This is a genomic window from Actinomycetospora corticicola (assembly GCF_013409505.1).
GTDB lineage: Bacteria > Actinomycetota > Actinomycetes > Mycobacteriales > Pseudonocardiaceae > Actinomycetospora > Actinomycetospora corticicola.
Genome location: NZ_JACCBN010000001.1, coordinates 4280817 through 4307139, shown reverse-complemented (window position 1 = coordinate 4307139; position 26323 = coordinate 4280817). Strand labels below are relative to the sequence as shown.

Here is a 26323-nt window from a genome sequence, read left to right as displayed (position 1 = left end):
GGGGACGGCAGCGCAGCCACACGAGATGCAGGGAGCCAACCTCATGCCGATCGCGACCCCCGAGGTCTACAACGAGATGCTCGACCGGGCGAAGGCCAACCGCTTCGCCTACCCGGCCATCAACTGCACCTCGTCGGAGACGATCAACGCCGCGCTGCGGGGGTTCGCCGACGCCGAGAGCGACGGCATCATCCAGTTCTCCACCGGTGGCTCCGAGTTCGGTTCGGGCCAGTCCGTGAAGGACATGGTCACCGGCGCCTCCGCGCTCGCCGAGTTCGCGCACGTCGTCGCCGAGAAGTACTCGATCAACGTCGCGCTGCACACCGACCACTGCCCGAAGGACAAGCTGGACGGCTTCGTGCGCCCCCTGATCGCGATCTCGCAGGAGCGGGTGGACGCCGGGCGGAACCCGCTGTTCCAGTCGCACATGTGGGACGGCTCGGCGGTCGAGCTGCACGAGAACCTCGAGATCGCCCAGGAGCTCCTGGAGAAGGCCGCGAAGGCCAACATCATCCTGGAGATCGAGATCGGCGTGGTCGGCGGCGAGGAGGACGGCGTCGCGAACGACATCAACGACAAGCTCTACACCGCTGCCGGCGACTACGAGCACACCGTCGACGCCCTCGGCGCCGGCGAGAAGGGCCGCTACCTGCTCGCGGCCACCTTCGGCAACGTCCACGGCGTCTACAAGCCGGGCAACGTCAAGCTCCGCCCCTCCGTGCTCAAGGAGGGCCAGGAGGTCGCCGCCCGCAAGCTCGGTCTGGCCGAGGACTCGAAGCCGTTCGACCTCGTCTTCCACGGCGGCTCGGGCTCGCTGCTCGAGGAGATCCACGAGGCGCTGGACTACGGCGTGGTGAAGATGAACGTCGACACCGACACCCAGTACGCCTTCACCCGCCCCGTCGCGGCGCACATGTTCCAGAACTACGACGGCGTGCTGAAGGTCGACGGCGAGGTCGGCGACAAGAAGGTCTACGACCCGCGCTCCTGGGGCAAGGCGGCCGAGAAGGGCATGGCCGAGCGCGTCGTCACGGCGTGCGAGAACCTCCGCTCGACGGGGCAGTCGCTGGCGAAGTAGCTCGTCCCCCACCTGGCAGGAAAGCGTCGTTGCTGTCATCCAGTGGCAGGAACGCCGCTTCCTGACGCCGGGTCGGGGCCGGTCGGGCGGGACCGGGGAGAATCGTCGTCATGACGATCCCGACCGGTCCCTCCGCCGGGCACGGCCACAACCTGCTCGGTCCGCAGCCGACCCTCCTGCCCGCCGACCCCGCGGCCACCGACCGGCTCGACGCCGGCGAGTCCCCGGCCGCGGTGGCGGCGGACCACCCGACGTCGAGCGCGGCCTGGGCGACGCTGGCCGAGCAGGCCCTCGACGCCGGCGAGACGATCGCCGCGTACGCCTACGCCCGCACCGGCTACCACCGCGGCCTCGACCAGCTGCGGCGCAACGGCTGGGCCGGCTTCGGGCCGGTGCCGTGGGAGCACGTCCCGAACCAGGGCTTCCTGCGCGCCGTCGCGGTACTGGCCAAGGCGTCGGCCACCATCGGTGAGCTCGACGAGGCGACCCGCTGCCGGGACCTGCTCGACGACTGCGACCCCGCGGCGGCGCCCGCACTGGGCGTGGTCTGAGCCCGTCCCGATGCGAACGAGCGGCACTTTCGCGCACAGAGAGGCTGCGAAGGTGCCGCTCGCTCGAGTCAGGTGTGCCCCATGAGTCGGCTCGGCACCTTTCTCGACACCCGGCGTCGACGTCTGCGCGACTCCGCCTGGCCGGTGCTCCAGTGCGCGCTGGCGGCGGGCGCGGCGTTCGCGATCGCCCGCCACGTGGTCGGCCACCCCGTACCGTTCTTCGCGCCCATCGCCTGTGTGCTGGTGCTCGGCATCTCGCTGACCAACCGGCTTCGCCGCAGCGTCGAGCTCGCCGTCGGGGTGAGCGTCGGCGTGGGGGTGGGCGACGCGATCGTGCTCGTGATCGGCAGCGGCTGGTGGCAGATCGCCGTGGTCGTGGCCCTGGCGCTGCTCGTCGCCCTGCTCTTCGACGTGGGCGCGCTGCTGCTCAACCAGGCCGCCGTGTCGGCGGTCTTGGTCGCGACGCTGCAGCCGCCCGGCACCTCGGCGGCGTTCTCGCGCTGGCTGGACACCCTGATCGGGGCGGCGCTGGGGCTCCTGGTCGCCGCGGTCCTGCCGTCGAACCCGCTGACGGCCGCGCGCCGGACGGTCGACACCCTGCTCGACGAGCTGTCCGAGGCCCTGCGCGGCGCCGCCGAGAGCCTCGAAGCGGCCGACCCCGAGACCGGCAACCGGGTCCTCGAGCGCATCCGGGCCAGTCAGCGGGCGGTCGACGCGTTCGACAGCGCCGTCGACGCCGGGCTGGAGATCACCGCGATCGCTCCGGGCCGGCGGCGTCACCGCGGCGAGCTGTCGCGGTTGCGGGCGGCCACCGGGCCCCTCGACCTCGCCGTGCGCAACGCCCGGGTGCTCGTCCGCCGGGCGGTGTCGGCCGCGACCGACGGCGAGACCGTCGGCGCCGAGGTGGCCCCCGACCCTGCGCGCCCTCGCCGACGCGGTCGGCGTGCTGCGGGTCGACCTGGCCGGCGGGCACCGCGTGGACGCGGCCGAGACGGCGGTGCTCGACGTGGCGGCCCGGCTCCCGCGCGCCGGTGGCGGGTTCTCCGCGGACGTGGTCGTGGCCCAGATGCGCTCGATCGTCACGGACCTGCTGTGTGCGATGGGGATGGACCGCGACGCCGCCCGGTCCGCGGCGTCGGCCAGCCGTCGGTGAGCTACGACGCCTTCGGCAGCGGACGGTCGGTGACCGCGGCCGGCGCGACGTCGAGGACCAGCGGCTCCGGGACGGCGGCGAGGTGACGCTGAGCGACCGTCGTGGTGGCGGGCGCCTCGAGGCGCAGCGGCGGGCGGACCGGCCGGCGTCGCGTGGGAACGTCGAGCACCCGGGATTCGAAGCGCTCGAGGAGCACGGTCGCGACCAACAGGAGCACCGGGATGAGGACCGCGACCAGCATGAACAGAACCTACCCGCGTCCCCGGCCTCCTGAACCTCACGAATCACAGGTCGGTCCGAACGTCGTACCGACCGCTACGGCAGGTGTGGCAACGGTCACCTCCGCTGTCCGCCGTTGACGCCGCACGTTTTCCGGATGTTCACGGTGCGTCACGGGCGCACGAGGTGCCAGTTTTCGGTGTGCCGGTACCAGGAGCGTCGTTCCAGCGGTTTCGGGTCGTCCACCCCGTCCCGGCTCGCGGCCGCGGCCGAGCCCTGTCGGATGCCCACGGTCGCCGCCCGACCGAACGTGGTCCTGGCCCGCGGCCGCAGCAGTCGACGCCGCACGAGGACCGTCGCGGCCACCCCGCCCCCGCCCGGCCCGAGCCCGGTCCGCGTGTCGGCCTCCGGGTCGGGCCGCACCTCGAGGCCGGCGGCGTCGCCACGCACGAGCTCGTGCTCGTCGCAGAAGGAGGCGCCGGTGAACGGCCCGACCCGGTGGACGCCCGCGATCACGCCCCCACGGTCGTCGCGGATCAACGGGGCCGGCACCGGCGACCCGTCGAAGGCGAGGTCCAGCGCCGCCCCGGGGTCGGTCGGGAGACCCCACACCGCGGCGGCCTCCGACGACGGCGACCCCGGCACGAAGGCCACGGCCAGGTCGAGGCGCTCGCGGCGCAGCAGGCGCACGACGACGGCGGCGAGGGCGGCGTCGGATCCCGCCACCACGAGCCGGGTCGCGTCGTCGAGCAGCGGGTCCACCTCGGAGCGCGCGGGGACCGCGCCGCAGGCGACCACTCCCGACGTCGGGAAGGAGGCCCGGGAGGCGACGTCGCCGCAGGTCAGCACGACCGTTCCCGCCGGGGGTGCGTGACGAGTGGACAACGACGACTACCCTTCGGGTGCACGGGGCGGACTCGTGCGGGAGTTCAGCACGCGACCCGAGGGAGTCTCACATGCCCGCGATCGTCCTCATCGGCGCCCAGTGGGGTGACGAGGGCAAGGGCAAGGCGACGGACATCCTCGGCGGCGAGGTCGACTGGGTCGTCCGGTATCAGGGTGGCAACAACGCCGGCCACACCGTGGTGCTCCCCGACGGCCAGAAGTTCGCGCTGCACCTGATCCCGAGCGGCATCCTGACGCCGGGCGTGACCAACGTGATCGGCAACGGCGTGGTCGTCGACCCGGCCGTGCTGCTCGAGGAGCTCGCGGGGCTCGAGGCCACCGGCGTCGACACGACGAACCTGCTGATCAGCGCCGACGCCCACCTGATCATGCCGTACCACGTGGCGATGGACAAAGTCACCGAGCGCTTCCTCGGCAAGTCCAAGATCGGTACGACGGGTCGCGGCATCGGGCCGGCGTACCAGGACAAGGTCGCCCGCGTCGGCGTGCGCGTGCAGGACCTGCTGGACGAGAAGATCCTCCGCCAGAAGGTGGAGGCGGCGCTGGACCTGAAGAACCAGGTGCTGGTCAAGGTCTACAACCGCCGCGCGCTCGACCCCGACGAGGTCGCCGACCAGGTGCTCGGCTGGTCCGAGGGCTTCGCGCACCGGATCGCCGACACCCGCCTCGCCCTGAACCAGGCGCTCGAGGCCGGCGAGACGGTGCTGCTGGAGGGCTCGCAGGGGACGCTGCTCGACGTCGACCACGGCACCTATCCCTACGTGACCTCGTCGAACCCGACGGCGGGCGGCGCGTCGGCCGGCTCCGGCATCGGCCCGACGCGCATCGACCGCGTCATCGGGATCCTCAAGGCCTACACCACGCGCGTCGGGTCGGGCCCGTTCCCGAGCGAGCTGTTCGACGCCGACGGCGAGTACCTGCGCAAGCAGGGCGGGGAGTTCGGCGTGACGACGGGACGGTCCCGGCGCTGCGGCTGGTTCGACGCCGTGATCGCGCGCTACGCCACCCGGGTCAACGGCCTGACCGACATCTTCCTGACGAAGCTGGACGTCCTCTCGAGCCTGCCCGAGGTCCCGATCTGCGTCGCCTACGAGATCGACGGCAAGCGGGTCGAGGACATGCCGATGACGCAGTCCGACCTGCACCACGCGACCCCGGTCTACGAGCGGATGCCCGGGTGGTTCGAGGACATCTCGGCGTGCCGCGACTTCGCCGACCTGCCGCAGGCCGCGCGGGACTACGTCGAGCGGATCGAGGAGCTCTCGCTGGCGCCGGTGTCGGCGATCGGGGTGGGTCCGGGTCGCGACGAGACGATCACGCGACGTACGTCGGTGGTGTGACGAGCTCACGTAACCTGGACGGGTGGGCGCCTGTGAACACCTCATCGCATCGAAGGACGTCGACCCTCCGGTGGCGCAGGCGGAGCGCGGCGCCCCGGGGCTGATCTGCCCGGACTGCCGGGAGGCGGGGTACGAGGTGTGGGCGCACCTGCGGATGTGCCTGACCTGCGGGCACGTCGGCTGCTGCGACTCGAGCCCGTACCGGCACGCGTCGTCGCACTTCACCGACACCGGTCACGCGGTGATGGAGTCGTTCGAGCCGGGCGAGTCCTGGCGCTGGTGCTACCTGGACCGGCGCCTGCTGCCGTAGGTGGCCTGCGGCCAGGTGAGCAGAAAGTGGGCCTATAACCCCTCTTTCTGCTCACCTGCGCGGAGCGCACCTTCGCCCGATCGGACCAGCCGTCGTTCGCCTACTGCTGGGTATGACGGGCCCGCTCGGACTCGAGGGTGGTCCGCGCGGGGGAGGGTGGGCATGGCAGGCAGCGGGCTCTACGGCAGTGACACGAGCGGTGGCAACACCCGGCGCGCGGCGACCGCCGAGCTGATCGGGACGTTCCTGCTCGTGTTCACCGGGACCGCGGTGGCGGTCTCCGCCGCGACGGGCCGCACGATCGCGGGCCAGCCGTCGAACTCGCTCGCCGTGGCGCTGGCCTTCGGCCTCGTGCTCGTCGCGCTCGTGTCGGCGCTCGGGCACGTCAGCGGGGCGCACCTGAACCCGGCCGTGACCGTCGCGCTCGCGCTCACCCGGAAGTTCCCGTGGCGTACCGTCCCCGCCTACGTCGTCGCGCAGCTGATCGGTGCGGTGCTGGCGTCCCTGGTGGTGTGGGGCGTGTTCGGCTCGACGGCCCGGGACGACGCCGCCCTGGGCGCCACGACCCCCGCAGCAGGCGCGAGCGTCTGGCAGGTCCTCCTCGTCGAGGTCGCGATCACCTTCCTGCTCATGTTCGTGATCATCTCGGTGGCCACCGACGACCGGGTCGCGCCTGCGGCCGTCGGGCCCGCCGTCGGGTTCGCCCTGGCCGCGGCGGTCCTGATCGGCGGGCCGATCTCCGGTGGCGCCGTCAACCCCGCGCGGGCGCTCGGGCCGATGCTCGTGTCCGGCAGCCTGGACGCCTGGTGGGCCTACCTGGTCGGCCCGCTGGTCGGGGCCGCGGTGGCAGCGCTGGTCTACGACAGGTTCCTCGCCCGGGCGAGCGCGCCGGAGCCGAGCGAGCCCGCCGTCGAGAACGCCTGACGGCGATCAGGACCAAGCGGCGATCGCGGTGTCGGCGTTGTCGCTGAACAGCCCCTCGATCCCGAGCGCGCGGTACTGGGCGTACTCGCCGAAGGCGTCGCCGTAGGTGGAGCGCTCCGGATTCGGGCGCTGTAGGCGGGGCGGGAGGAACTCGTTCTCGTTGCGGAACGTGTAGGGCATCGTCTTCAGTCCCGCCGCCCGGGCGTCGCCGGCGAGGGTCGTCGGCGTCCCGGTCGGCGGGATCACCCGTTCCTTCGACGGCCCGATCCACGTCGCGTAGGTCGCGACCTCCTGCAGGCCACGGGCGGAGACGAGGTCGTCGTAGGTCCGCGGGTCGCGGGCGGCCACGAAGTCGGCGGGTGCCTTCGGGGTCGAGTCGATCAACTGCAGCAGCGGGCAGCCGATCTGGGTCTTCAGCGCCCTGAGGTTCGCGACCTCGAACGACTGCACGATCACCTGCGGGTCGTCCGCCAGTCCCCGTCGGCGCAGGACGTCCACGAACACCGGCTCGATCGGCAGCCCGACCGACGCGTGCCACGTCGAGTGCTTGACCTCGGGCAGGATGCCGACCCGCCGTCCGAGCTGCCGGGACAGGCCCGCGAGCAGGTCGAGGATCTCGTCGAGGGTGAGGATCGGGTCGCGCCCGTCGTAGAGCGTGTTGTGCGGCCGCGTCGCCGGGATGCGCTCGACGGCGCGGAGGGTCTTGAGCTCCGCGAGGGTGAAGTCGGTGGTGAACCAGCCGTCGTAGGAGGTCCCGTCGATCACCACGGTCCGACGGCGGGACGCGAACTCCGGGTGCCGGGCGACGTCCGTCGTGCCGCCGATCTCGGGCTCGTGCCGGGCGACGAGCTGCCGGTCCTTCGTCGAGCACAGGTCCACGTCGACGGCGTCGGCACCCATGCGCGCGGCAAGCGAGTACGACGAGGCGGTGTGTTCGGGGCGGTAACCCGACGCCCCGCGGTGGCCGACGATCGTCACCTGGCCCCGACCCGGCCCGCCCTGCTGGGCCGGTGCGCCCGTGCCCGTCGCCGCCGTCGGGGCCGCGGCGGGGGCGCTGTCGGAGCACGCGGCGAGGCCCGCGGTCGCGGCGAGGCCGCCGGCGACGGTGAACGCGGCGCGTCGGGAGAGGGACATACGCGGCATGTTGTCCCGACGACGGGTCGCGCCGCCACCGGGTGGAGGTGAACACGGCGTGCCCCTCCCCGGTGACAGGAAAGCGTCGTTGCTGTCGCCCGATGACAGCAACGACGCTTTCCTGCCACCGAGGGGGCCGCGCCGGGGCACCCCGTAGGGTCCGGAGCCGTGCGAGTCCTGGTCATCGGGTCCGGCGCCCGCGAACACGCCCTGCTGCTCGCCCTCGCGGCCGACCCCGCCGTGACGGCGCTCGCCGCCGCACCCGGCAACGCCGGGACCGCGGCCGTGGCCGAGCACCCCGGCCTCGCCGACCCGTCGTCGGGAACGGCCGTGGTGGACCTGGCGCGGCGCTGGCGGGCCGACCTCGTGGTGGTCGGCCCGGAGGCGCCCCTGGTCGCGGGGGTCGGCGACGCGCTGCGCGAGGCGGGCATCCCGTGCTTCGGTCCGTCAGCGGCGGCCGCGCGGATCGAGGGGTCGAAGGCGTTCGCCAAGGACGTCATGACGGCGGCGCACGTGCCGACCGCCCGCTCCGAGGCGGTCGACACCCCGGCCCGGCTGGACGCGGCGCTGGCGCGGTTCGAGCCGCCGTGGGTGGTGAAGGACGACGGGCTCGCGGCGGGCAAGGGCGTCCTCGTCACCGTCGACTACGACGACGCGCGCGCCCACGCCATGACCGTGCTCGAGGCGGGCCACCCGGTGCTCCTGGAGTCCTACCTCGACGGGCCCGAGGTGTCGCTGTTCTGCTGCGTCGACGGCACCGACGTGGTGCCCCTCGTCCCGGCCCAGGACTCGAAGCGCCTCGGCGACGGCGACGTCGGGCCCAACACCGGTGGGATGGGGGCCTACGCGCCGTTGCCGTGGGCGCCCACCGGACTGGTGCAGGACGTGGTGGCGACGATCGTGCGCCCCGTCGCGCAGGAGATGGCGCGCCGTGGGACGCCGTTCTCGGGGCTGCTCTACGCGGGGCTGGCGCTGACCTCGTCGGGCCCGCAGGTCGTGGAGTTCAACTGCCGGTTCGGCGACCCCGAGACGCAGGCGGTCCTGGCCCTGCTGCGCTCCTCGTTCTCGTCGCTGCTGCTCGCGACGGCGACCGGGCGGCTCGGGTCCGAACCGGCGCCGACGTGGGCGGAGGGCTCCGCGGTGACGGTGGTCGTCGCGGCGGAGGGCTATCCGGGCCGGGTCCGCACCGGCGAGGTGATCACCGGCGCCGACGCCGACGGGGTGCTGCACGCCGGGACGCGCCGCCGCGAGGACGGGGCCGTGGTGTCCTCGGGTGGCCGGGTGCTGTCGGTGGTGGGCACCGGGGAGTCGCTGGAGGAGGCCCGGACGGACGCCTACCGTCGGCTCGAGGGGATCAAGCTCCCGGGCGCGCACTGGCGGACCGACATCGGGCTCGCAGCCGTGGAGGGTCGGGTCGCCCCGGCCTGACCCTGCTCTCGGTGGCAGCGGAGCGTCGTTGCTGTCGTCCAGTGGCAGTTCCGCCACGTCGTGGGGTGGCGGCCGTCCGGTGGTCTCGGCGCGAGAGTCACGTGGGGCAGGTTCCGGGGCCGGCCAGGGTGCCTGGTGTGCGCCTCGGGGTGGGGTACTGGAGGTCCGGATCTCTGGGGCGTGTCGCCCTGCTCGTCGGGCGTGTCGCCACGGACGTCCGGATCTTCATCGCGCCGGTGGGCCGGGATCTCCGGAACGGCCCCCACGACGTGCGGGTCCGACCTAATCTGCGTCGCATGCCCGACGTCGTCTACGGCACCGCCGCCATCGAGCAGGCGCGCGCCGAGGTGGCCACGCACGCCCGTCGTCTCCCCGCGCTCGCGGATCTCCTCGGGCCGGCGGGCCAGGCGTCCGGGATGGGCGGGCTGGAGTCGGCGGGTCTGCTCGCCGGGGCCCTCGCCGACTGCCGGGCCGCGCTGGAGAGTGAGCTGACCGCCGGAGGCGCCCGCCTCGACGAGACCGACCGCGCCCTCGACGCCACGTTGCGCGCCATGCAGTCCGCCGAGGCCGGGACCGCGGCGTCGCTCGGGGCCCGCTCCTTCGCCTCGGGCTCGCGGGGCTTCGCCTCGCTCGGGTAGGGCGCGGTGGCCGGCTGGGGGTACGACGTGCTCGGGGCGCTCGACGCCACCCCCGGCACCGAGGAGCTCCGCGTGGTCGCCGCACGGGTCGAACGGGTCGACACCGGGGCCCTGGCCGACCTGGCGCGGCGCTACGCCTCCCTCGCGGACGGGATGGACGAGTCGTTGCGCGCCGTGGCTGATCGGGGCGACGGGGTCGGGCGGGCCTGGCAGGGACCCGGTGCCGACGCCTTCGCGCGCTACGCCGCCGACTTCGCCCGCGCCGGCTCGGGGACCGGCGAGTCGGCGCGCCGTATCCAGGGTGAGCTCGCGGGCCTGGGCCGGACCCTCGCCGCGCTGCGTGAGGAGGTCGCCGGGCACGTCTCCGACGCGCTCGACCTCGCGCGCGCCCGCCCGGGCCAGGTCCGCGCCGCCGTCGCCACGCCGACCGCCCGGGCGCAGGTCGCCCTCGACCGGGCCGAGCAGGAGGTGGCCGACTGCGCCCGCCGGCTCCGCTCCGTCGCTGACGGCGTCACGGGCTTCTCCCGGCTCCGCTCGCCCGACGCCGGGGTGATGTCCGCGTCCTCCGGCGCGACGTCCCGCTGGACCGATCGGCAGGGCGCGGTCATCGGCGCCGACGACCCGGTGCAGGCCGCCCGCATTCTCGACGGCGGGTCGGAGGGCTCGGGCTCCGACGGCGGCGATGCCGACGGCGGCCGCGATGACGGTGACACGGGTTCCACGGACGGCGGCGCCGGGTCCGACGACGCGGACCGTGGCTCGCGGGCGGACGCCGCCGACCCCGGGAACTCGGAGCGCTACGACACCGGGACCGATGACACCGGCGGCGCGGACGCGGGCGGGTCCGACGACGGCGAGTCGGGCGGGGCCTCCGACCAGGGTCGGGACGACCGCGACGACACCGTGCGGGACGAGCGTGACGAACCCGACGAGGACGCCGACGACGGCGAGGCCGGCGACAAGACCGATGCCGCCGACAAGGGCGGGGACACCGACGACGACCGGGCCGGCGCCGACAGGGCCGACGACGACGCGACCGGCACCGCCCCGTCGTCAGGAAAGGGCGGCGTGCAGGACTGGATCCGGCAGGCCACCGCGATCCTCGCCGAGAACGGCGTCGACGCCGACCAGATGAGGGCCGAGGACATCGCGACGATCATCGAGCACGAGTCCGGCGGCGACCCGGACGCGGTGAACGACTGGGACTCGAACGCCGACAAGGGCACGCCGTCGAAGGGCCTGATGCAGACGATCGGTCCGACCTTCGAGGCGAACAAGCTGCCGGGGCACGACGACATCACCGATCCGGTCGACAACATCATCGCCGCGGTCCGGTACGCCATCAAGCGGTACGGGTCGGTCAGCGAGGTGCCCGGCGTGGAGGCGGTGGCCCGGGGCGACTCCTACGTCGGGTACTGATGGGGCGTGACCACGATGCGCCGCCCCTCGACCCGGGCCCAGGTCCCGCCGTTCCACGTCATGGACGTCTGGGCGGCGGCCGCGATCAGGGCGCGCACCCACGGCGACCTGGTCAACCTCTCGGCGGGCCAGCCGTCGACCCCGGCGCCGGTCGACGTCCGGCAGGCCGCCACCGACGCGCTCGCGACGCAGGTCCTCGGCTACTCCGGCTCGCTCGGCGTCACCGAGCTGCGCGAGGCCATCGCCGCGCACCACCGCAGCCGCTACGGCGACGAGCAGGTCACCGCCGACGACGTCGTCGTCACCACCGGCGGCTCGGGCGGGTTCCTGCTCAGCTTCATGGCCGCGTTCGACGCCGGGGACACCGTCGTCCTCGCCCGGCCCGGCTACCCCTGCTACCGCAACATCCTCGCGAGCCTGGGCTGCGACGTCGTCGAGCTCGCGTGCGGGCCCGAGACCCGCTTCCAGCCCAGCGTCGCGATGCTCGAGGCGCTGCCCGAGCCGCCCGCGGGGCTGATCGTCGCGAGCCCCGCCAACCCGACCGGCTCGGTCATCGAGCCCGACGAGCTCGCGGCCCTGGCCCGTTGGTGCGACGAGCACGGCACGCAGCTGATCAGCGACGAGATCTACCACGGCATCGAGTACGAGACCGGCCCCGCGACGGCCTCGGCGTGGAGCACCAGCCACGAGGCCGTCGTCGTCACCAGCTTCTCGAAGTACTGGTCGATGACCGGGTGGCGCCTCGGCTGGCTGCTCGTGCCCGAGCGGCTGCGCCGGGCCGTGGACGTCATCTCCGGCAACTTCACCGTCTGCGCCCCCGTCCCCGCGCAGATGGCCGCGCTGCACGCCTTCACCGACGCGGCCTACGCCGAGGCCGACGCGCACGTCGGGCGCTACGCGATCAACCGCCAGCTGCTGCTCGAGGGCCTGCCGCAGATCGGCATCACCCGGCTCGCCCCCGCCGACGGCGCGTTCTACGTCTACGCCGACATCGGCCACCTCACCGACGACACCCTCCCCTTCGGGCAGCGCATCCTCGCCGAGACCGGCGTCGCGGTGGCGCCGGGCATCGACTTCGACCCCGTCGACGGCCACACCTGGATCCGCTTCTCCTTCGCCGGCGCGACCGACGACGTCCGGGAAGCGCTCGACCGGCTCGGCCGCTGGATCCCGACGCTGTAGACATTCCTGTCGCCGGGCCTACGCTGCGGCGATGCCGGTGGAGACCGACCGTGACGAGCCCCGGGTCCAGGCGTGGGAGCGGCGGGCCGACCTGCCCCTGACGACGGCCGGGGTCGTCTACCTCGCCGTCTACGCGGTCCAGGTGCTCGCCTTCCGGGTCACGGATCCGGGCTGGCGGGTCCTCGACGACGTGCTGTGGGTGATCTGGGCCGGCTTCGCGATCGACTTCGTCGGCCGGGTGGTGCTGGCCCGCCGCAAGTGGCGGTTCGTGCTCCACCACCCGTTCGACCTGCTCGTGATCGTGGCGCCGTTCTTCCGGTTCCTGCGTCTGCTGCGGCTGGTCGGGGTCGTGACCTCGCTGGCGCGCGTGCTGCGGGACGACTTCCGCGGCCGGGTGGCGGCCTACCTCACGGTGTCGACGTCGCTGGTCGGGTTCGTCGCGGCGCTCGCGGCGTACGAGGCCGAGCGGGACGCCCCGGACGCGACGATCACCAGCTTCGGCGAGGCCGCCTGGTGGGTGCTGACGACGATCACCACGGTCGGCTACGGCGACCGCTACCCCGTCACGACCGAGGGGCGCCTCGTCGCGGCCGGGCTGATGCTCGGCGGGATCGCGATCCTGGGCACCGTGACCGCGGCGATCGCGACGTGGTTCCTGGAGCAGATCGGCGCCCGGGACGCCTCCGACGCCCTCCATCCCGGTGAGCCCTCGGACACCGAGCTGCTGCTCGTCGAGCTCCGGGCCGTCCGCGCCCGCTTGGACGCGTTGGAGGGCATCTCCGGTGCCGGCAATGCGTCACTGCCGGCACTGGACGCCAGGAGAGCCACACCGTCGGACTGACCTCCGACGACGTGGCCTTCCTGCCACTGGATGACAGCAACGACGCTTTCCTGTCACGGAGCGGGGGACGGCGGCCGCACCGCGGCGACCACGAGCCCCACCCCGGCGCACACGACGAACGCGGTCACCGCCCCGAACCCGCCGACCAACGCCCCCACGGCGGGCGCGCCCACGGCCTGGCCCAGCGCGATCACGAGGAACGCGAGGCCGACCCCGAAGGAGGAGCGGTCCGGGTAGAGGCGGGTGGCCCAGAGCAGCAGGAGACCGGTCAGGCACACGTAGGCGGCGCCGAACCCCGCCGCGGCCACCAGGACGGCCCCCGGCGCCCCGGGCGCGAGCGCGATCAGCAGCGTCGACCCGGCGAACACGAGGACGACCACCGTCCAGGAGCGCGCCGCCCCGAACCGGGTCGCGAGGTCACCCCCGAGAGCACCGAGGAACCCCGCGGCGCCGAGCACGACCCACAGCGTCGTCGAGCCCGCCGAGGACCACCCGGCGGCGGTGAGCAGGTCGCGCCCGAAGGTCCACACGGCGATGCTCGCGACGCCGAGTCCTCCCGCGGCGAGTACCAGGCGCGCGGTGCCGGGGCGCACGCCCCGCTCGGCGGACCCTTCCGCGCCGCTCCTGGCGGCCGGCACGGTCCGCGCCACCCACACCGTCACCGCCGCAGCGATCACCGCGAACAGTCCCCAGGCGAGACGCCACTGCCCGACGAGCACCAGGGCGACCGGACCCGACACGAGCACACCGAGCCCGGTCCCGGCGTTGACGACCGTTTGCGCCCGGTCGCGGGCCGTCCCGGCGATCCGGTGGGCGACGGCGACCGCGAGCGGCGGTGACGCCAACCCGGTGCTGGACCCCGCGACGAGGATGCCGGCGGCCAGGACGGCGGTGGTGGGCGCCAACGCCACGGTCGCCGTGCCCACGGTGGCGACCACCCCGGCGGCGACGGCCGTGCGGCGCGCCCCGACCCGGTCGGTGACCACGAGGGCCACCACGATCGCCACGCAGTAGCCGACGTAGCTGCCGGCGCTGATGACGCCCGACAGCGCCGGGCCGAAGGCGAACGCGCGCTGCAGGTCGGGCGCGAACAGCCCGTAGGCGAAGCGAGCCAACCCGTAGGACGTCCCGATCAGGGCGGCGCCGGCCCCGACCATCGACCAGGGCACGGGCGTGGTGACGCGGGCGTCGGCGTGGTCGACGGTCATGACGCGGCTCCCAGAGTAGAACGATCGCTTCAGTACGCGAGTGTTCCCCATCGCGGGAGAAAATGAAACGATCGCTCCATGCCGACGAACGCCCGCAACCGTCTGCTCACGGCCGCCGACGAGCTCTTCTACGCCCACGGCATCGCGGCGACGGGCGTCGACGCGGTCATCGCCCGGGCCGGGGTCGCCATCGGGTCGCTCTACAACAACTTCGGCGGCAAGGACGGCCTGGTCACCGCCTACCTCGACGCCCGCCAGGCCCGCTTCGAGGAGCGCTGGGAGGAGCTCGTCGCCGCCCGCACCGACCCGGTCGAGCGCGTGCTCGCGCTCTTCGATGCCTTCGCGACCTGGGCGGGGTCGAACCGGAACGGCTGCGCCGACGTCGCCGCCGTGACCCAGCTCGACGACGAGCGCCCCGGCCGGGCCGCGGCCCTACGCCACAAGCGGGCGGTGGCCGACCGGCTCCGCGCCCTCGTCGCCGAGACCGGGGTCGCCGACGCCGCCGACCTCACCGCCGACCTGCTCCTCCTGCACGAGGGTGCGTTGAGTGCGCTCGCCCTCGGCCTGGATCCCGAGCCGGCGGGACGTGCCCGCCGGCTCGCCGAGGAGCGGCTCCGGGCCGGCTGAGGATGTGGCTCTCCTGCCACTGGACGACAGCGACGACGCGTCGCTGCCAGGAGAGGGAGGGCCGTCAGGCCGGGACCGGCAGTGCCGCCGTCCGTTCGAGCACCGTCTCCACGTCGGCCCGCGAGACGTCCCGGTGGGTCACGAACCGCACGCCGGGCCCGAACGGCACTGCCGCCACGCCCGCGTCCGCCAGCTTCCCGACGACGGGTCCGGGCTCGGCCGTCGTCACGAGGACGATGTTGGTGTCCGGCGTCGAGACCGGCCAGCCCTGCTCGCGGAGTCCGTCGGCCAGGCGGGCCGCGTGGGCGTGGTCGTCGGCCAGCGCCTCCCGCTGGTCCAGCGCGACGAGGCCCGCCGCCCCGACCACCCCGCCCTGCCGGATCCCACCGCCGAGCATCTTGCGCAGCCGCCAGGCCGCCGACACGAACTCGGCGGAGCCGCCGACCACCGACCCCATCGGCGCCCCGAGCCCCTTCGAGAGGCACACGCTGACCGTGTCGACCCCGGCGACCAGCGTCGACGGCGCCACGTCGAGCGCGACGGCCGCGTGCCAGAGCCGCGCCCCGTCGAGGTGGATGCGCAGCCCCGCCGACCGCGCGGCCTCGACCAGCGCGACGTGCTCGCCGACCGGCGTCACCGCCCCGCCCGCCGCGTTGTGGGTGTTCTCCAGGCACAAGAGCCGGGACCGCAGGCCGAAGTACGGGCCCGCGTGACCCGCCGTCGTGATGACCTCCTGCGGATCGGGGCGGCCGGGGCCTGCCGACCACGGCAGCGGCGAGGGCAGACCGCCCGCGAGCCAGGCCGACGTGCCGAGCTCGGCCTCGAGCACGTGCGCCCCGACCGGGGCGAGGAACCGGTCCCCGCGCTCGAGGTGCCACATCAGCGCGATCGTGTTGGCCATGCAGCCGGTGGGGGTCCACAGGGCGGCCTCGACGCCGAGCAGCGCGGCGACCCGGTCCTGCAGCGCGGCGAGGGTGGGGTCGCCGTCGAGCACGTCGTCCCCGACGTCGGCGGTCGCCATGGCCTCCCGCATCGCGGGCGACGGCTTGGTCACGGTGTCGGAGCGCAGGTCGAGCACGTATCTATCCTCAATCATCGTGATCCCGAACGTGCTCGCCGCCCGCTACGCCTCGCCCGCCCTGCGCGACCTGTGGTCGCCCGAGCGCAAGGTCGTCCTCGAGCGCGAGCTCTGGCTGGCGGTGCTCACCGCCCAGCGTGACCTCGGGATCGACGTGCCCGAGGGCGTGCTCGACGACTACCGCCGGGTGATCGACACGGTCGACCTGGACTCGATCGCCGCCCGCGAGCGTACGACGCGGCACGACGTGAAGGCCCGCATCGAGGAGTTCGACGACCTCGCGGGCCACCAGCACGTGCACAAGGGCATGACCAGCCGCGACCTCACCGAGAACGTCGAGCAGCTCCAGATCCGCGACTCGCTGCGACTCGTGGCCGACAAGACCGTCGCGGTGCTGGCCCGGCTCGCCCGCCGCGCCGGCGAGTACTCCGAGCTGGTCATGGCCGGACGCAGCCACAACGTCGCCGCCCAGGCCACCACCCTGGGCAAGCGCTTCGCCTCGGCCGCCGACGAGACCCTCGTCGCCCACCGGCGGGTCACCGAGCTGATCGACCGCTACCCGCTGCGCGGGGTCAAGGGCCCGGTCGGCACCGCCCAGGACATGCTCGGCCTGCTCGACGGCGACGCCGGCAAGCTCGCCGAACTCGAGCGCCGCGTGGCCCACCACCTCGGGTTCTCCGAGGTCCTCACCAGCGTCGGGCAGATCTACCCGCGCTCGCTGGACCACGACGTGCTCTCCGCGCTCGTCCAGCTGGCCGCCGGGCCGTCGTCGTTCGCCACCACGATCCGGCTGATGGCCGGGCAGGAGCTCGTCACCGAGGGCTTCCAGGCGGGTCAGGTCGGCTCCAGCGCGATGCCGCACAAGATGAACACCCGCTCGTGCGAACGCATCAACGGCTTCGCGATCGTGCTGCGCGGCAACGCCTCGATGGTCGCCGAGCTCTCCGGGCACCAGTGGAACGAGGGCGACGTCTCCGACTCCGTCGTCCGCCGCGTCGCGCTGCCCGACGCGTTCTTCGCGATCGACGGCCTGCTCGAGACCTTCCTGACGGTGCTCGACGAGTTCGGCGCCTACCCGGCGGTCATCGCCCGCGAGCTCGACCGCTACCTGCCCTTCCTCGCGACGACGGCGGTGCTCATGGCCGCCGTGCGCGCGGGCGTCGGCCGCGAGACCGGGCACGAGATCGTCGGCGAGCACGCCCGGGCGGTCGCGCTCGACATGCGCGAGCGGGGGATCGAGGGCAACGACCTGCTGGCGCGGCTGGCGGCGGACTCCCGCCTCGGCGTCTCCGAGGCCGACCTGCAGACCGCCGTGGCCGACCCGTCCGCCTTCGTGGGCGCCGCGGGCGCGCAGGTGGCGGCGATCGCCGAGCAGGTCGAGGCCCTCGTCGCGAAGTTCCCCGAGGCGGCGGCGTACGCCCCGGGCAGCATCCTCTAGCGTCGTCCGCCGTGGTGAGCCTGGCGGACTACCCGCACCTCGCGTCCGGGAAGGTCCGTGACCTCTACGAGGTCGACGACGAGACGTTGCTGCTGGTCGCGTCGGACCGGATCTCGGCCTTCGACCACGTGCTGGAGACGCCCATCCCCGACAAGGGGCGGGTGCTCACCGCGCTGTCGGTGTTCTGGTTCGGCCTGCTCGGGGGTGCCGACGCGGCGTCGCCACCGGTCGCCCACCACCTCCTCGCCGCCCGCGACGAGCGGATTCCCGACGAGGTGCGGGGCCGGGCGCTGCTCGTGCGTCGGCTCGAGATGGTGCCGGTGGAGTGCGTGGCGCGGGGTTACCTCGCCGGGTCGGGCACCGTCGACTACCGCGCGACCGGCTCGGTGTGCGGGGTGGAGCTCCCCGAGGGCCTGACCGAGGCCTCCATGCTCCCGGACCCGATCTTCACCCCGGCGACGAAGGCCGAGATGGGCGAGCACGACGAGAACGTGTCGTTCTCCTACGTCGCCGACCTCGTCGGGGCCGAGCTGGCCGGTGCGCTGCGGGACGCGACGCTCGCGGTCTACGCCCGCGGGTCGGCCTACGCGGCGAGCCGCGGGATCATCCTCGCCGACACCAAGCTGGAGTTCGGCCGCGACGCCTCGGGCGCCCTCGTCCTGGGCGACGAGGTGCTCACCCCCGATTCCTCGCGCTTCTGGCCCGCCGACGCCTACGAGCCCGGGCACGCCCAGTCGTCGTTCGACAAGCAGTACGTCCGCGACTGGCTCACCGCCCCCGAGTCCGGCTGGGACCGGCACTCCGGCGAGGCCCCGCCGCCGCTGCCCGAGAAGGTCGTCGAGGCCACCCGGGGCCGCTACATCGAGGCCTACACCCGCATCACCGGCCAGCAGTGGCCCCCGGCTCTTTGAGCGGTCTGCACACGGCGTTCACCTGCTCGGCACATCGGTCCGGCTGGATGGTGGGGTGCAGCGCCTCCTGGTCTCCGTCACCGGCCTCGCCCCCGGTGCCCCGCTCGGCTCCGCCGTCGCCCTGTGCGACGCGCTCGACGCCCGCCGGGTCCCGCTGACGCTGCTCGTCGGGCCGCGCCCGCACCCCGAGGTCGCCGGCTTCGCCGCCGCCCGCCGCCGCGCGGGCGACACGGTGCTGCTCCACGGCTTCCGGTCGGTGCACGACGACGCCCGCCCCTACCGCCGCCTGCCCGTCCTCGAGGCCCGGCTCCGCCTCGCCGGGGCCTCCCGGTCGGCCGAGGCGCTCGGCCTCCCGGTCGACGGCTTCGGCGCCCCCGGCTGGACGGTCTCGCCCGGGACGCGCCTCGCCCTCGCCGAGGCGGGCCTCGACCTGCTCCTCGACGACGCCGGGGTCCACCGACTGGGCGCGGCCGGGGTCCCGACGACGGGTCTCGCCGGTCTCGTCGTCGAGCCCGGCCGGTCCGTGCCGACCGGGTGGCGGTCACGGCTGACCCGCACCCGTCGTCCGGAACCCGTGGCCGAGCTCGTGCACCTGACCGTCGACGTGTCCCGTCCGGCGGAGCCGCTGCTCGCGGCGGTCGACGCCGCCCTCGCCGACGGTGCGCTGCCGGTCGCGGCGGTCGACGCCGTCGGGCGTCGGCGCACCCGCCGGTCCGCGGACGGCTCGGTCGACCCGGAGTTCTGGTCGACCACGGCGTAGGGGCTGCCGCGAGGTTCACCTGGGGCAGGTCTGGGCGCTCCGGAAGCTGCCTGATGTGGACCTCGGCGTGTCCCGGGGTGCTGTGGTCCACTTCACGGCGTGACGATCCGGATGGACCCCGAGGTGGCGGCGGCGATGGCCCCGATCGCGGAGGCGGCCGCGAACCAGACCCCGCCCCCGGCCGGCGACTGGCAGACCCGCCGTGCCGCGGTGGACGAGCTCATCGGCGCCTACACCGGTGCGTGGGTGCCCCCGGCCGACGTCACGGTCACCGAGCTCGAGGCGGCCGCGGCCGACGGCACGCCGATCGGGATGCGGCTCTACCGCCGCGAGGGCGACCAGCCCGGCTCGCTGGCGGTGTACGTCCACGGCGGCGGCATGTTCCTGTGCTCGATCGACACCCACGACCCGGTCTGCCGCGTCTACACGCACCTCTCCGGCGTGCCGTTGCTGTCGGTGGACTTCCGCTTCGCCCCGGAGCACCCCTACCCGACGTCGGTGGAGGACGTCTACGCGGCGCTGGTCTGGGCGGCGCAGCACGCCGACGAGCTCGGCGTCGACCCGGCCCGGATCGCGATCATGGGCGACTCGGCGGGCGGCGGGATGGCGGCCGGGGTCGCGCTCATGGCGCGGGACCGCGGCGCGCCGGCCCTGGCCGCGCAGATCCTCGTCTACCCGATGCTCGACGACCGGACCACGACGCCGGACGGCGAGATCGAGCCGTTCGCGATGTGGTCGACCGACGACAACATCACCGGGTGGGGCTGCCTGCTCGGCGACGCCGCGGGCGGCCCGGACGTGCCCGCCTACGCGGCGCCCTCCCGCGCGACCGACCTCGACGGGCTGCCGCCGGCCTTCATCGACGTCGGGCAGCTCGACATCTTCCGCAACGAGGACGTCGACTACGCCGCGCGGCTCGCGCAGGCGGGCGTCGGGGTGGAGCTGCAGCTCTACCCCGGCGTCCCGCACGCCTTCGAGGTGTTCGCCCCGCAGGCCGCGGTCTCCCAGCGGGCGGTGGCGGCCCGGGTGCGGGCCCTGCGCGCCGTGTGAGCTACGCTCCCGTGAGCAGAAAGTGGGCCTATAACCCCACTTTCTGCTCACATGGCGGCAGCCACCCCCCGGGCCAGCACGCGCACGTCCGTTCCCGACGGCGAGAGCTGGTCGAACAGGCCGTAGTGCAGGTCGGGGTTCGCGAGCACCGCCTCGTGGATCGGCACGGCGACCGGCGGGGCGACGGCGCGGAGGTAGTCGACGGCCTCGGAGACCTTCAGCCACGGCGCGCCGGTCGGGAGCAGCAGCACGTCCACGCCGGCCGGGGCCGGGACGTACGCGTCGCCCGGGTGCATCACGGTGGAGCCCTCGGCCCGCAGCACGTAGCCGTTGTTCGGGATCACGGGGATGTCCGCGTGGATCACGGCGTGCTCGCCGCGCTCGGCGCCGACGACCTCGATCGACGTGCCGGCGACGGTGAAGGTCTCGCCGGGCTCGCGACGGGTGTGGGCGATGCCGCGCTCGCGCAGCACGCCGGCGGTCCCCTCGTCCACGATCAGCTCGGCGTCGGGGTTCTGCGCGAGCAGGGCCGGCAGCTTCTCGACGTCGAGGTGGTCGAAGTGCTGATGGGTGACGAGGATCGCGTCGAGGCCCTCGAGGGTCTGCCAGCCGTCGGAGAAGACCCCGGGGTCGAGCAGGACCCGTGCGGATCCGGTGTCGACGACGACGCAGGCGTGTCCGAGGTGGACGAGTTCGGTGGCGGTCACGACCCCCGACTTCCCCCGGGGCACGGCCGGGCAACCCGGTACGGTGGTCGGCGTGGCACGAGTGATCGTCGACGTCCTGCCCAAAGCCGAGATCCTCGATCCGCAGGGCCAGGCGGTGGCCCGCGCGATGGGGCGTCTCGGTGTGTCCGGCGTCGCCGACGTCCGGCAGGGCAAGCACTTCGTCCTCGAGGTCGACGACTCGGTGGGCGACGCCGAGCTGGAGCGCATCGCCGAATCGCTGCTCGCGAACCCGGTGATGGAGGAGTGGGTCGTGCGGCGGGAGGGCCGGCAGCAGTGAGCGCGCGGATCGGGGTCATCACCTTCCCGGGCACCCTCGACGACGTCGACGCCTCCCGCGCCGTGCGCTACGCGGGCGCCGAGGCCGTCTCCCTGTGGCACCGCGACACCGACCTCCAAGGGGTCGACGCGGTGGTGGTGCCCGGCGGGTTCTCCTACGGCGACTACCTGCGCGCGGGTGCCATCGCGGCCCGCTCGCCCGTGATGGGGCCGGTGGTGGACGCGGCCCGCCGTGGCCTGCCGGTGCTCGGCATCTGCAACGGCTTCCAGATCCTCTGCGAGGCGGGCCTCCTCCCGGGCGCCCTCGTCCGCAACACCGGGTTGCGCTTCATCTGCCGCGAGATCCGGCTGCGGGTCGAGGCCGACACCGCCTGGACCTCCGCGTTCGAGGTCGGCTCGGCGATCACCGTGCCGTTGAAGTCGGGTGAGGGCCGCTACGTGGCCGACGCGGAGACCCTCGACCGGCTGGAGGGCGAGGGCCAGGTGGTGTTCCGCTACACGGAGCCCGCACCGAACGGGGCCCTGCGCGACATCGCCGGCGTCTGCTCCACCGACGGTCGCGTCGTGGGGCTCATGCCCCACCCCGAGCACGCCATCGACCCGCTGACCGGGCCGAGCGCGGACGGCCTCGGGCTCTTCAGCTCGGTGCTCACCCGCCTCACGGCAGCAGCGTGACGCGCAGTTCCCAGAGGTCGGCGTAGATCATCAGCATCCGTCCGCCGAGGTGCAGGACCAGGCCCCGCATCTCGTCCGGTCGCTCCACGTGCGACACCACGCGGTCGACGTCCTCGAGGGCGTCACCGACGATCTCGTCGAACGGGGAGAGCCGGGCGACCGGCATGCCCTCCTCGTCGTCGAAGGGCGCGGGGAGGACCGGGACGACGGTGTCGCCGCGGGACCCGGGCGCGACGGCGAGGACGATCGGCGCGTCGTCCGCGCCGGCGAAGACGAACTCGAGCATCCCCTGCGACGGGTCGACGTAGGGGGCGACGCCGGCGGGGACACGGCCCTCGACGTCGAGCCGGTGCCGGCGGACCGCGACGAGCTCACGGTCCAGCACGAGGGACAGGGCGGCCAACGGGTCGGTGCGCGGGGCGTCCGCCACGTCGGTGGCGAGCACGGGCGCGGCCGGTGCGGCGACGTCGGGCGACGTCGGCGCGACCCACTGCGCCCGCACGGCGGCGACCCGCTGTGCGGAAGCACTCACGGAAGCTGCGGTCATGGGCACATCATGAACGGGGGGTCCGACAGTCACGGTCATTGCGCGACACGCCACGCGGCAGACTCGCCGAGATGTCGCAGTCGGGCCGTGAGCGGCCACCCGAACGACGGACACGAAGCGCTACCGGGTTGTGCGGTCGGTGACGTACGACGAGTGACCGAATGAACATGATCAAGCCCGCTGTCAGTCAGGTGGGCGGTTTGGATCACCGGACCAGTGGGCACCGCCACGCCCGCCGCGCCGGGGCCCGCGCGTCAGTAGGGTCGTCGACGTGACTGTGCAGGACCAGGCCACCGGTTCCCCGCCCCTCGACACGGTTGCGAACGCCGCCGCGACCCCGGAGCACGAGCAGCCCTACGCCGCGCTCGGTCTGCGCGACGAGGAGTACGCCCGCATCCGGGAGATCCTCGGTAGGCGCCCCACCGACGCCGAGCTCGCCATGTACTCGGTCATGTGGTCCGAGCACTGCTCCTACAAGTCCTCGAAGGTGCACCTGCGCCGCTTCGGCGAGACCACCACCGACGAGATGCGCCGCCACCTGCTCGCGGGCATCGGCGAGAACGCGGGCGTCGTGGACGTGGGCGACGGCTGGGCCGTCACCTTCAAGATCGAGTCGCACAACCACCCCTCCTACGTGGAGCCCCACCAGGGCGCCGCGACCGGCGTGGGCGGCATCGTCCGCGACATCATGGCCATGGGTGCGCGCCCCGTCGCCGTGATGGACGGCCTGCGGGTGGGCCCGCTCGACGCCCCCGACACCGCCCGCGTGCTGCCCGGCGTCGTCTCCGGCGTCGGCTTCTACGGCAACTGCCTGGGCCTGCCCAACCTGGGCGGCGAGGTCGTCTTCGACCCCACCTACGCGGGCAACCCCCTGGTCAACGCGCTGTGCGTCGGGGTGCTGCGCACCGAGGACCTGCATCTGGCCTTCGCCTCCGGCGTCGGCAACAGGATCGTGCTCTTCGGCGCGCGGACCGGGCTCGACGGCATCGGCGGCGTCTCCGTCCTCGCCTCCGAGACCTTCGGCGCCTCCGACCCCACCCAGGCCCCGAGCCGCAAGAAGCTCCCGAGCGTCCAGGTGGGCGACCCGTTCGCCGAGAAGGTCCTCATCGAGTGCTGCCTCGACCTCTACTCGGCCGGGCTCGTCGTCGGGATCCAGGACCTCGGCGGCGCCGGGCTGTCCTGCGCGACCAGCGAGCTGGCCAGCGCCGGCGACGGCGGCATGGAGATCGACCTCGACCAGGTGCACCTGCGCGCCGAGGGCATGACCCCGGCCGAGATCCTCTCCTCGGAGTCCCAGGAGCGGATGTGCGCGGTCGTCACGCCGGACAACGTCGACGCGTTCATGGCGGTCTGCGAGCGCTGGGACGTCACCGCCCGCGTGATCGGTGAGGTCACCGACGGCGAGAACCTGCGCATCCACGCCGGGGGCGAGGTCGTCGTCGACGTCCCGCCGCGCACGGTCGCCCACGACGGTCCGGTCTACCAGCGCCCCTACGCCCGCCCGGCCTCCCAGGACGCGCTGCAGGCGGACACGACGGCGGGTCTGACCCGCCCGGGCACGCCGACGGAGCTCGCCGAGCAGATCGTGACGCTCGCGTCGTCCCCGCAGCTCGCCTCGCGGGCCTGGGTCACCGAGCAGTACGACCGTTACGTCCGCGGGAACACCGCCGCCGCCACCCCCGCCGACGCCGGCGTCCTGCGGCTCGACGAGTCCGGCGACCGCGGGATCGCGCTGGCCATCGACTGCAACGCCCGCTTCTGTCTGCTCGACCCGCGGGAGGGCGCCCGGCTGGCGCTCGCCGAGTCGGTCCGCAACGTCGCCGCCTCGGGCGCGCGGCCGGTCGCGGTGTCGGACTGCCTGAACTTCGGCTCGCCGGAGGACCCGGCGGTGATGTGGCAGTTCGCCGAGGCCGTCGACGGCCTCGCGCAGGCCTGCGCCGAGCTCGGCATCCCCGTCACCGGCGGCAACGTCAGCTTCTACAACCAGACCGCGACGACGGCGATCCTCCCGACCCCCGTCGTCGGGGTCCTCGGGCTGGTCGACGACGTGCACCGCACGGTGCCGCACGGCTTCGGTGCCCCGGGCGACGCGGTGTGGCTGCTGGGCGAGACCGCCGACGAGCTCGACGGATCGGCCTGGGCCGGGGTCGTACACGACCACCTCGGCGGTCGCCCGCCCCGCTGCGACCTCGCCGCCGAGGCCCGCCTCGCCGGGATCCTCGCCGACGGCGCCGCACGCGGCCTCTTCTCCGGCGCCCACGACCTGTCCGACGGCGGGCTCGCCCAGGCCCTGGTCGAGTGCGCCGTCGACTCCCGGATCGGCGCCGCCGTGACGCTGCCGCCCGGGGAGCTCGACCCCGCGACCGCGCTGTTCTCGGAGTCGGCCGCGCGGATGCTGGTCTCGGTGCCGGCCGGGGCCGAGGCCGACCTCGCCCGCCTGTGCGTCGAGGCGGGGCAGCCCGCGGCCCGGCTCGGCGAGGTCGGGGGCGACGTGCTCGCGATCGACGGGGTCGACCCGCTCGACGTCGCCGAGCTCGTCATCGCGCACGCCGCGACGCTGCCGTCGGTGCTCGACGCCTGACCCCTCCCCCTGTGGCAGCGGAGCGTCGTTGCTGTCGTCCGGTGACGGCAACGACGCTTTCCTGCCACAGGGCGGGGGCCGCCACGGGCGGGGCCGTCTAGTCCGGCAGCGCCGCCACCCACGCCGCGCCGTGCCGGGCGTAGCCGAGCGTGTTCGGGTGCGCGAGGTCGGGGCCGAACATCCACGGCCACATCCGGTGCGTCGCGGCCTCGAGCGCGACCGGGCGCAGGTGCGGGTGCTCGGCGAGCACCTCACGGGCCACGGCGGAGAGCTCGAGCCCGGCCCGGCGCACCGGGCCCCGCTGCAGGTCGGGGACGTCCGCGACGAGGGAGCCGGCGGGCAGGGCGGCGCACAACGCCGAGAACGTCTCCCGGTACTGCTCGGGGGTCACACCCTGGGCGGCGTCGTTGGTCCCGATGCCGAGCGCGACCAGGTCCGCGGGCGGCATCTCCGGCAGCTGGTCGCGCAGCACGTCCGCCGCGGTCGCGCCGACCACCCCGAGGACGACCACCCGCACCGGTCGTCCGGAATGCTCCTCCCACGCGGCCGCCAGCCGACCCGCCCAGGACGACGACGGGTCGGTCGACCCGAGCCCCTGGGAGAGCGAGTCGCCGAGCGCGACCAGCGTGAGTTCGCCGGGGGAGCGCCGGCGACGGCGCCAGTAGGCGGCGTGGTCCGCCTCCATCGTCTGCGCCGCGGCCAGGCCGCGGCCCCACGCCGCGAGCACCGCGAGGAGCAGGACCCCGAGCACCCGGCGGACCACCACCACCGGTCGAGCTCGGCCCCGCGTCGTCCCCGGGGTCGAGCTCCGCTTCGTCTCCCGCCTCGACGGTCGAGCTCCGCTGCGCTTCGTCTCCCCGCCCACGGCGCCTACATTCACACACGATGCCGAGCCGCCGCCCTCCCGACCCCGCCGAGGTCCGCGCCGCCCTCCTCACCGTCGTCGACTGGGTGGACGAGCCGGACGCGCCCGTGCCGCCCCGACCCGACCGGGCGGCGGCCGTCCGGTTGTCGCTCGCGGTTCTCGAACAGGTCGCGCCCGGTCGCAGCGTCGAGGTCCGCGTACCTCCATTCGGAGCAGTACACTGCGTCGATGGCCCCCGACACACCCGTGGGACACCACCCAACGTGGTCGAGACCGACCCGCGGACGTGGTGTGCCCTCGCGCTCGGGCGGCTCGACTTCGACGCGGCCGTCGCGTCGGGCGCCGTGTCGGCCTCCGGGCACCGCGCCGGACGCGTGGCCGACTGGCTCCCGCTGGTCGACGCGTCGTGACCGGGCTCGGGGGAGCACCGTCCGGGTGGGCGAGGCCGACCGCGGG

Annotated in this window: 28 protein-coding genes; 20 read left to right on the top strand and 8 right to left on the bottom strand. The window is 74.2% G+C overall.

All coding sequences use genetic code 11. The features are described from left to right. Positions 1 to 43 precede the first annotated feature (43 nt). From fbaA to BJ983_RS21045, 3 genes are all read left to right on the top strand, one after another. Positions 44 to 1078: a class II fructose-bisphosphate aldolase gene (gene fbaA, locus BJ983_RS21055; RefSeq protein WP_179795604.1), complete on the top strand. Its 1035-nt coding sequence runs from the start codon at positions 44 to 46 to the stop codon at positions 1076 to 1078. A gap of 110 nt (positions 1079 to 1188) precedes the next feature. Beyond that, complete coding sequence (locus BJ983_RS21050; protein ID WP_179795603.1) at positions 1189 to 1629, top strand: DUF3151 domain-containing protein; 441 nt, start codon at positions 1189 to 1191, stop codon at positions 1627 to 1629. 81 nt (positions 1630 to 1710) lie between these two features. Continuing rightward, entirely contained in the window at positions 1711 to 2868 is a 1158-nt protein-coding gene (locus tag BJ983_RS21045) for an FUSC family protein (protein WP_246325625.1), read from the top strand. Here BJ983_RS21045 and BJ983_RS21040 read toward each other — a convergent pair. Both BJ983_RS21040 and BJ983_RS21035 read right to left on the bottom strand, forming a co-directional pair. Further along, positions 2784 to 3023, bottom strand: a complete 240-nt coding sequence (locus BJ983_RS21040) for a hypothetical protein (RefSeq protein ID WP_179795602.1) — start codon at positions 3021 to 3023, stop codon at positions 2784 to 2786. The two genes, BJ983_RS21045 and BJ983_RS21040, sit on opposite strands and share 85 nt — an antisense overlap. 149 nt (positions 3024 to 3172) lie before the next feature. Beyond that, positions 3173 to 3850, bottom strand: coding sequence for a hypothetical protein (locus BJ983_RS21035; RefSeq protein ID WP_179795601.1), 678 nt, complete (start codon positions 3848 to 3850; stop codon positions 3173 to 3175). Between the two features lie 107 nt (positions 3851 to 3957). Between BJ983_RS21035 and BJ983_RS21030 the strand changes: the two genes are divergently transcribed. From BJ983_RS21030 to BJ983_RS21020, 3 genes are all read left to right on the top strand, one after another. Next, positions 3958 to 5247 carry an adenylosuccinate synthase gene (locus BJ983_RS21030; protein WP_179795600.1) on the top strand — a complete coding sequence of 430 codons (1290 nt, stop codon included), beginning with the start codon at positions 3958 to 3960 and terminating at the stop codon, positions 5245 to 5247. Positions 5248 to 5269: 22 nt separating this feature from the next. After that, a complete protein-coding gene (locus tag BJ983_RS21025) occupies positions 5270 to 5557 on the top strand; it encodes a UBP-type zinc finger domain-containing protein (protein WP_179795599.1) in 288 nt (95 codons plus the stop codon). Between the two features lie 162 nt (positions 5558 to 5719). Further along, positions 5720 to 6481: an MIP/aquaporin family protein gene (locus BJ983_RS21020; RefSeq protein WP_179795598.1), complete on the top strand. Its 762-nt coding sequence runs from the start codon at positions 5720 to 5722 to the stop codon at positions 6479 to 6481. 6 nt (positions 6482 to 6487) lie between these two features. Here the strand turns inward: BJ983_RS21020 and BJ983_RS21015 are convergent, their stop codons facing one another. Continuing rightward, positions 6488 to 7615: a glycerophosphodiester phosphodiesterase family protein gene (locus BJ983_RS21015; protein WP_179795597.1), complete on the bottom strand. Its 1128-nt coding sequence runs from the start codon at positions 7613 to 7615 to the stop codon at positions 6488 to 6490. Positions 7616 to 7783: 168 nt separating this feature from the next. Between BJ983_RS21015 and purD the strand changes: the two genes are divergently transcribed. The 5 genes from purD (at position 7784) to BJ983_RS20990 (ending at position 13123) form a co-directional block, all read left to right on the top strand. Then, complete coding sequence (gene purD / locus BJ983_RS21010; protein ID WP_179795596.1) at positions 7784 to 9043, top strand: phosphoribosylamine--glycine ligase; 1260 nt, start codon at positions 7784 to 7786, stop codon at positions 9041 to 9043. Positions 9044 to 9339: 296 nt separating this feature from the next. Then, positions 9340 to 9681, top strand: a complete 342-nt coding sequence (locus BJ983_RS21005) for a hypothetical protein (RefSeq protein ID WP_179795595.1) — start codon at positions 9340 to 9342, stop codon at positions 9679 to 9681. A gap of 6 nt (positions 9682 to 9687) precedes the next feature. Then, entirely contained in the window at positions 9688 to 11100 is a 1413-nt protein-coding gene (locus BJ983_RS32460; protein ID WP_343054280.1) for a transglycosylase SLT domain-containing protein, read from the top strand. 15 nt (positions 11101 to 11115) lie between these two features. Further along, positions 11116 to 12282 carry a pyridoxal phosphate-dependent aminotransferase gene (locus tag BJ983_RS20995; RefSeq protein ID WP_179798081.1) on the top strand — a complete coding sequence of 389 codons (1167 nt, stop codon included), beginning with the start codon at positions 11116 to 11118 and terminating at the stop codon, positions 12280 to 12282. A gap of 31 nt (positions 12283 to 12313) precedes the next feature. Further along, on the top strand, positions 12314 to 13123 hold the full coding sequence (locus BJ983_RS20990; protein WP_179795594.1) for a potassium channel family protein: 810 nt from the start codon (positions 12314 to 12316) through the stop codon (positions 13121 to 13123). A 53-nt stretch (positions 13124 to 13176) separates the two neighbouring features. Here the strand turns inward: BJ983_RS20990 and BJ983_RS20985 are convergent, their stop codons facing one another. Next, entirely contained in the window at positions 13177 to 14331 is a 1155-nt protein-coding gene (locus BJ983_RS20985) for an MFS transporter (RefSeq protein WP_179795593.1), read from the bottom strand. Between the two features lie 78 nt (positions 14332 to 14409). Here BJ983_RS20985 and BJ983_RS20980 point away from each other — a divergent pair, with 78 nt between their 5' ends. Further along, complete coding sequence (locus tag BJ983_RS20980) at positions 14410 to 14958, top strand: TetR/AcrR family transcriptional regulator (protein ID WP_179795592.1); 549 nt, start codon at positions 14410 to 14412, stop codon at positions 14956 to 14958. Between the two features lie 64 nt (positions 14959 to 15022). On the opposite strand, the gene BJ983_RS20975 is transcribed toward BJ983_RS20980, so the two are convergent. After that, entirely contained in the window at positions 15023 to 16054 is a 1032-nt protein-coding gene (locus BJ983_RS20975; RefSeq protein ID WP_179795591.1) for a threonine aldolase family protein, read from the bottom strand. A 1-nt stretch (position 16055) separates the two neighbouring features. On the opposite strand from BJ983_RS20975, the gene purB reads away from it, so the two are divergent. From purB to BJ983_RS20955, 4 genes are all read left to right on the top strand, one after another. Next, positions 16056 to 17474: an adenylosuccinate lyase gene (gene purB, locus BJ983_RS20970; protein WP_343054279.1), complete on the top strand. Its 1419-nt coding sequence runs from the start codon at positions 16056 to 16058 to the stop codon at positions 17472 to 17474. An 11-nt stretch (positions 17475 to 17485) separates the two neighbouring features. After that, positions 17486 to 18385 (top strand): phosphoribosylaminoimidazolesuccinocarboxamide synthase, encoded by a 900-nt coding sequence (locus BJ983_RS20965; RefSeq protein ID WP_179795590.1) that lies wholly within the window; start codon positions 17486 to 17488, stop codon positions 18383 to 18385. A 55-nt stretch (positions 18386 to 18440) separates the two neighbouring features. Next, a complete protein-coding gene (locus BJ983_RS20960) occupies positions 18441 to 19145 on the top strand; it encodes a DUF2334 domain-containing protein (RefSeq protein WP_179795589.1) in 705 nt (234 codons plus the stop codon). A gap of 99 nt (positions 19146 to 19244) precedes the next feature. Next, positions 19245 to 20195: an alpha/beta hydrolase fold domain-containing protein gene (locus tag BJ983_RS20955; protein ID WP_179795588.1), complete on the top strand. Its 951-nt coding sequence runs from the start codon at positions 19245 to 19247 to the stop codon at positions 20193 to 20195. A gap of 47 nt (positions 20196 to 20242) precedes the next feature. Here the strand turns inward: BJ983_RS20955 and BJ983_RS20950 are convergent, their stop codons facing one another. Continuing rightward, positions 20243 to 20902, bottom strand: coding sequence for an MBL fold metallo-hydrolase (locus BJ983_RS20950; RefSeq protein ID WP_179795587.1), 660 nt, complete (start codon positions 20900 to 20902; stop codon positions 20243 to 20245). Positions 20903 to 20954: 52 nt separating this feature from the next. On the opposite strand from BJ983_RS20950, the gene purS reads away from it, so the two are divergent. Both purS and purQ read left to right on the top strand, forming a co-directional pair. Then, entirely contained in the window at positions 20955 to 21200 is a 246-nt protein-coding gene (purS, locus tag BJ983_RS20945; protein ID WP_179795586.1) for a phosphoribosylformylglycinamidine synthase subunit PurS, read from the top strand. Next, complete coding sequence (gene purQ, locus BJ983_RS20940; protein ID WP_179795585.1) at positions 21197 to 21874, top strand: phosphoribosylformylglycinamidine synthase subunit PurQ; 678 nt, start codon at positions 21197 to 21199, stop codon at positions 21872 to 21874. Before purS ends, purQ begins: the two co-directional genes overlap by 4 nt. On the opposite strand, the gene BJ983_RS20935 is transcribed toward purQ, so the two are convergent. Further along, positions 21858 to 22421 carry a hypothetical protein gene (locus BJ983_RS20935; protein WP_179795584.1) on the bottom strand — a complete coding sequence of 188 codons (564 nt, stop codon included), beginning with the start codon at positions 22419 to 22421 and terminating at the stop codon, positions 21858 to 21860. The two genes, purQ and BJ983_RS20935, sit on opposite strands and share 17 nt — an antisense overlap. A gap of 277 nt (positions 22422 to 22698) precedes the next feature. Between BJ983_RS20935 and purL the strand changes: the two genes are divergently transcribed. Continuing rightward, positions 22699 to 25002 (top strand): phosphoribosylformylglycinamidine synthase subunit PurL, encoded by a 2304-nt coding sequence (gene purL / locus BJ983_RS20930; protein ID WP_179798077.1) that lies wholly within the window; start codon positions 22699 to 22701, stop codon positions 25000 to 25002. A gap of 97 nt (positions 25003 to 25099) precedes the next feature. Here the strand turns inward: purL and BJ983_RS20925 are convergent, their stop codons facing one another. Next, positions 25100 to 25771: a GDSL-type esterase/lipase family protein gene (locus tag BJ983_RS20925; protein WP_179795583.1), complete on the bottom strand. Its 672-nt coding sequence runs from the start codon at positions 25769 to 25771 to the stop codon at positions 25100 to 25102. Positions 25772 to 25887: 116 nt separating this feature from the next. Between BJ983_RS20925 and BJ983_RS20920 the strand changes: the two genes are divergently transcribed. After that, a complete protein-coding gene (locus BJ983_RS20920; protein ID WP_179795582.1) occupies positions 25888 to 26277 on the top strand; it encodes a sterol carrier family protein in 390 nt (129 codons plus the stop codon). Positions 26278 to 26323: the final 46 nt, after the last annotated feature.